Raw genomic sequence first — 3,243 nt, 5'->3', positions numbered from 1 at the left:
CTGATATGCCCGCCGGGGCTTGGGACAATGCGCCCGCCCCTGGCCTGCCCGGAGTATGCCATGATGCGGAAGGCAGTGTGCAGCCTGGCGCACAGTCTGACTGGAGGCCTGCCCGACAGGCAGTTAGGCAAGCGGCCACGCAGCCCGGAGTTATTCTGCTGGATTGCATAAGTTTGTGGATTGCCAATCTGTTGGCCTGTGACCTGGGCCAGGAAGATATTTTACATAAGGTGTCGGCCCTTGGTGAGCGGCTGGCAGCGCCCCCTTTGCCTGTGGCGGTGGTCAGCGCCGAAACAGGTCTGGGCCTTGTACCCATGTCGCCTTTGGCGCGGACCTTCAATGACGTTCTGGGTCTGGCCAATCAGGAACTGGCGCGTGCCTGCCGTCATGTTGTCTTTGTCAGTTGCGGCCTGCCCCTGTCTCTCAAGGGAGCACTGCCGGAGGAATTATGCTGAATGTTGTCCGTTCCGGCAGCAGCGCGGCGGCACGGGCCGCCACTTTGCCGCTGTCCGCAGTTTTTTTATTGCTGTTTTTTCTTGTCGGGCCTGTCGTTGCGGCGGGGACGGCTTCCGGCGCGCGTCAGTGCGTGACGGAGATCGGGCAGGCCGTGGACAGGGCCGACGCCGCAGCCTTTGAAAGACTTGTGGATGTGGATGCGATTCTGACCTCAGCCCTTGATATCTTTGTACAGCAGGCGCGGGACCCCAGGGTGGCGGAAGAACTGCCGCCCATGCTGGCGATTCTGTTTGCTCAGGCCGCGCCCGGCGAGCAGGGCAATGCCACCGTGCGTTCGGTGCTGCTGAGCGAATCCCGCGCGTTTGTCATGAACGGCATAAGTTCCGGGGCTTTTGCCGGGCGCAAGGTTGAGGGCCGTGCCGCTCAGGGTGTGCTGGCTCCGCTTTTTGCCGATGCCTCCACAGGCCGCAAGGAAGTTCGGCAGGTGGGAGAAGCCCGCGCCAAGAACGGCGACTGGCTGGTTCCGTTTACGGTGTATGACCACGGCAATGGTGAAAGCTATCGGGTGACCGGGCGGGTAAGTTTTGGCGGCAACAGCGCCGGACGGCTGGTTGCTGTTGAAAACCTTGAAGCCCTTATGGGGCAGGTAGCCGACGAAAGCCGCAGTATACAATAAACCAACCCGAGGCTTAGATGCCCATCTCTGTTGATAATCGCCACAGAATCGTCTTGTTGCTCTTTGTTATCATTGACCATTTCATATGGCTGTATGGCGGGCATTGGGAACAGGCGTCGTTTGCCTATGTGATCATAACGGAATGTATACGCATTTTTGTGAGTATAGCTCTTGTGGCAAGTTTTTTTTATAAAAAGATTCTGGAAATAACTGTTAATTTTATATTGTCATATTGCGCAATTATGATGTTGTTAAATTTTATTGGATCTTCAAGTGATGGAATGTCATTCGTACCACAACCTGGCGCGACACCTAATGTTCTTTTTTTTAAAAAAGATCGCCTTGTTCCTATTGATCACGGATTTCTAGCGTCAGTAATTTATTTATACTTTATATTAAGTGCATATTTCTTTTCTGGGAAATATATTAATAAAAATATTATTACAAAAAACTAGTAACGTATGAAATATTATTTTTTTGTGTATTTTAACGGTGCGGTTGACTGCTTTCGGCTTCATGTGGCGGAAAGCAAATGGAATATACAGAGCGCAATGATATTTGCTACGTACAGTGATGACGATTTTTATTGATTTTGCAAACACTGCATGAGGCTTTAACGATGCGTATCTCTGTTGATAATCGCCACAGGATAGTACTGTTGCTCTTTGTTATCATTGACCATTTTATATGGCGGTATGGCGGGCATTGGGAACAGGCATCGTTTGCTTATGTGATCATAACGGAATGTATACGGATTTTTGTGGGCATCGCCCTTGCGGCAAGCTTTTTTTACAAGAAAATTCTGGAGATAGCTGTTAACTTTATATTGTCATATTGCGCAATTATGATGTTGTTAAACTTTATTGGCGGTACGGATAAAACGAACTTTTCCGAAGTGCCCGGCTCGGTGGACAATGTTTTTTGGTTCAAAAAAGACCGTCTTGTTCCTATTGATCACGGATTTCTAGCGTCAGTAATTTATTTATACTTTATATTGAGTGCATATTTCTTTTCTGGAAAATATATTAATAAATATACAAAGATAAAGACCAAGCAATAGCTGGGTTGCCGCTATTACTTGGCCTTTATGTGCAATCATACTATGTTATTTGTTTTTACTGTTTTTTTTGCCTCTGGTGGTTGCTTCTTTGAGTAATCTAGCACCGTATTTTATTATAGCTAGCTCCGGATCAAAAAGATTTCTAAAGCCACTTGATAATGGCTCCGCTCCAGATTTCACAAGTCCCTGTAACAGCTTAATGTTTTTTGTTTTTTCCGGATGCCCATAGGGGTAAGACCACCACGGGCGCAAGAAGTCAAGCATGCCGCCGGAGGTGCTGCCAGCGTCCGTAGCCGTGTTCTGGGCGGCCGCCGCAAGCAGCGTACCCTTGGCAAAGGCTTCTGAGGCCCGCCAGCCATGTGTTTCCGCAAAAAATCCGCCACCACGTCCACCACCCATCATGCAGCCTCCTTGCGAACAGAAAATGCGTAATGCGGTATTCCCATAAGTTCCAGCCCGCTGTCTTTGTACGGCCCGAAAATGTCGTCCGGCATCTGGCTGTAGTTGACGACGGTTTGCGGCCGGAGCGTTTCAATCATAACGGCCAGACCCTGTTTGAAGTATTCTCTGTCCAGCTTGTTACGCAGCAGGCCATTGGTGCTGACAGCCACGGTTCCGCCTTTGGACTCCCGCCTCAGAGTAGACAGACCTCCGTAACACATTGAAACACGGATAAAAGTTTTAGGGGGTGGGGGCGTGGGGGAGGGACCCTTTTTCAAAAGGGTCCCTCCCCCACAAAGCATTTCAAACGTTCCCTATGCACGTGCTCAGGGCAGCAGGGGACCGCGCGTGCCGAGGGTGTAGAAATTCCGGCCCATGCGGTTGGCCCCGTTGAGCAGGGTGGAGGTAAGGCCCAGATAGTCGGTCTGGGCGTGATTGTTGAGATTTTCGGCGTTCAGCATGGCCCCGGCGGACTGGTTGCGCAGGTTCCAGGCGCGCAGTTGCTGGCTGTAGGCCGCGTCCGCGCCCTGCTGCTCCTGCGACAGGGCGTCAAGTTCGCCTTTTTCCGCCGTATCCATGATCTGGTCCAACTGGCTTCCGGCGTCTGCCT

6 protein-coding genes and 1 pseudogene are annotated in these 3,243 nt (G+C 51.1%); 4 read left to right on the top strand and 3 right to left on the bottom strand.

The features are described 5' to 3' along the window. The 4 genes from V6C16_RS09970 to V6C16_RS09955 all read left to right on the top strand — a co-directional run. Positions 1–455: bifunctional adenosylcobinamide kinase/adenosylcobinamide-phosphate guanylyltransferase (locus tag V6C16_RS09970; RefSeq protein WP_333543126.1), on the top strand; the 455-nt coding region annotated here is incomplete at its 5' end. After that, positions 449–1,132 carry a hypothetical protein gene (locus tag V6C16_RS09965; protein ID WP_333543125.1) on the top strand — a complete coding sequence of 228 codons (684 nt, stop codon included), beginning with the start codon at positions 449–451 and terminating at the stop codon, positions 1,130–1,132. The genes V6C16_RS09970 and V6C16_RS09965, both read left to right, overlap by 7 nt. Positions 1,133–1,149: 17 nt before the next feature. Further along, positions 1,150–1,587, top strand: a complete 438-nt coding sequence (locus V6C16_RS09960; RefSeq protein ID WP_333543124.1) for a hypothetical protein — start codon at positions 1,150–1,152, stop codon at positions 1,585–1,587. 164 nt (positions 1,588–1,751) lie between these two features. Continuing rightward, positions 1,752–2,192, top strand: coding sequence for a hypothetical protein (locus V6C16_RS09955; RefSeq protein ID WP_333543123.1), 441 nt, complete (start codon positions 1,752–1,754; stop codon positions 2,190–2,192). 45 nt (positions 2,193–2,237) lie between these two features. On the opposite strand, the gene V6C16_RS09950 is transcribed toward V6C16_RS09955, so the two are convergent. The 3 genes and pseudogenes from V6C16_RS09950 to V6C16_RS09940 all read right to left on the bottom strand — a co-directional run. Continuing rightward, positions 2,238–2,594, bottom strand: a complete 357-nt coding sequence (locus V6C16_RS09950) for a hypothetical protein (RefSeq protein ID WP_333543122.1) — start codon at positions 2,592–2,594, stop codon at positions 2,238–2,240. After that, positions 2,591–2,854: a DUF4417 domain-containing protein gene (locus V6C16_RS09945; RefSeq protein WP_333543120.1), complete on the bottom strand. Its 264-nt coding sequence runs from the start codon at positions 2,852–2,854 to the stop codon at positions 2,591–2,593. The genes V6C16_RS09950 and V6C16_RS09945 overlap by 4 nt, the downstream gene beginning before the upstream one ends. 105 nt (positions 2,855–2,959) lie before the next feature. Then, positions 2,960–3,243, bottom strand: a pseudogene (locus V6C16_RS09940) (hypothetical protein); the annotation flags it as partial.

The sequence above is a fragment of the Desulfovibrio sp. 1188_IL3213 genome, assembly GCF_036763145.1.
In the GTDB taxonomy this organism is placed as follows: Bacteria; Desulfobacterota; Desulfovibrionia; order Desulfovibrionales; family Desulfovibrionaceae; genus Desulfovibrio.
This window is presented reverse-complemented; position numbering and strand designations above follow the sequence as displayed.

Excerpts from the sequence above, each read along its gene's own strand:
- V6C16_RS09955 (WP_333543123.1), top strand. The coding sequence starts at position 1,752 with ATGCGTATCTCTGTTGATAATCGCCACAGGATAGTACTGTTGCTCTTT.
- V6C16_RS09950 (WP_333543122.1), bottom strand. The coding sequence starts at position 2,594 with ATGATGGGTGGTGGACGTGGTGGCGGATTTTTTGCGGAAACACATGGC.
- V6C16_RS09965 (WP_333543125.1), top strand. The coding sequence starts at position 449 with ATGCTGAATGTTGTCCGTTCCGGCAGCAGCGCGGCGGCACGGGCCGCC.
- V6C16_RS09960 (WP_333543124.1), top strand. The coding sequence starts at position 1,150 with ATGCCCATCTCTGTTGATAATCGCCACAGAATCGTCTTGTTGCTCTTT.
- V6C16_RS09945 (WP_333543120.1), bottom strand. The coding sequence starts at position 2,854 with ATGTGTTACGGAGGTCTGTCTACTCTGAGGCGGGAGTCCAAAGGCGGA.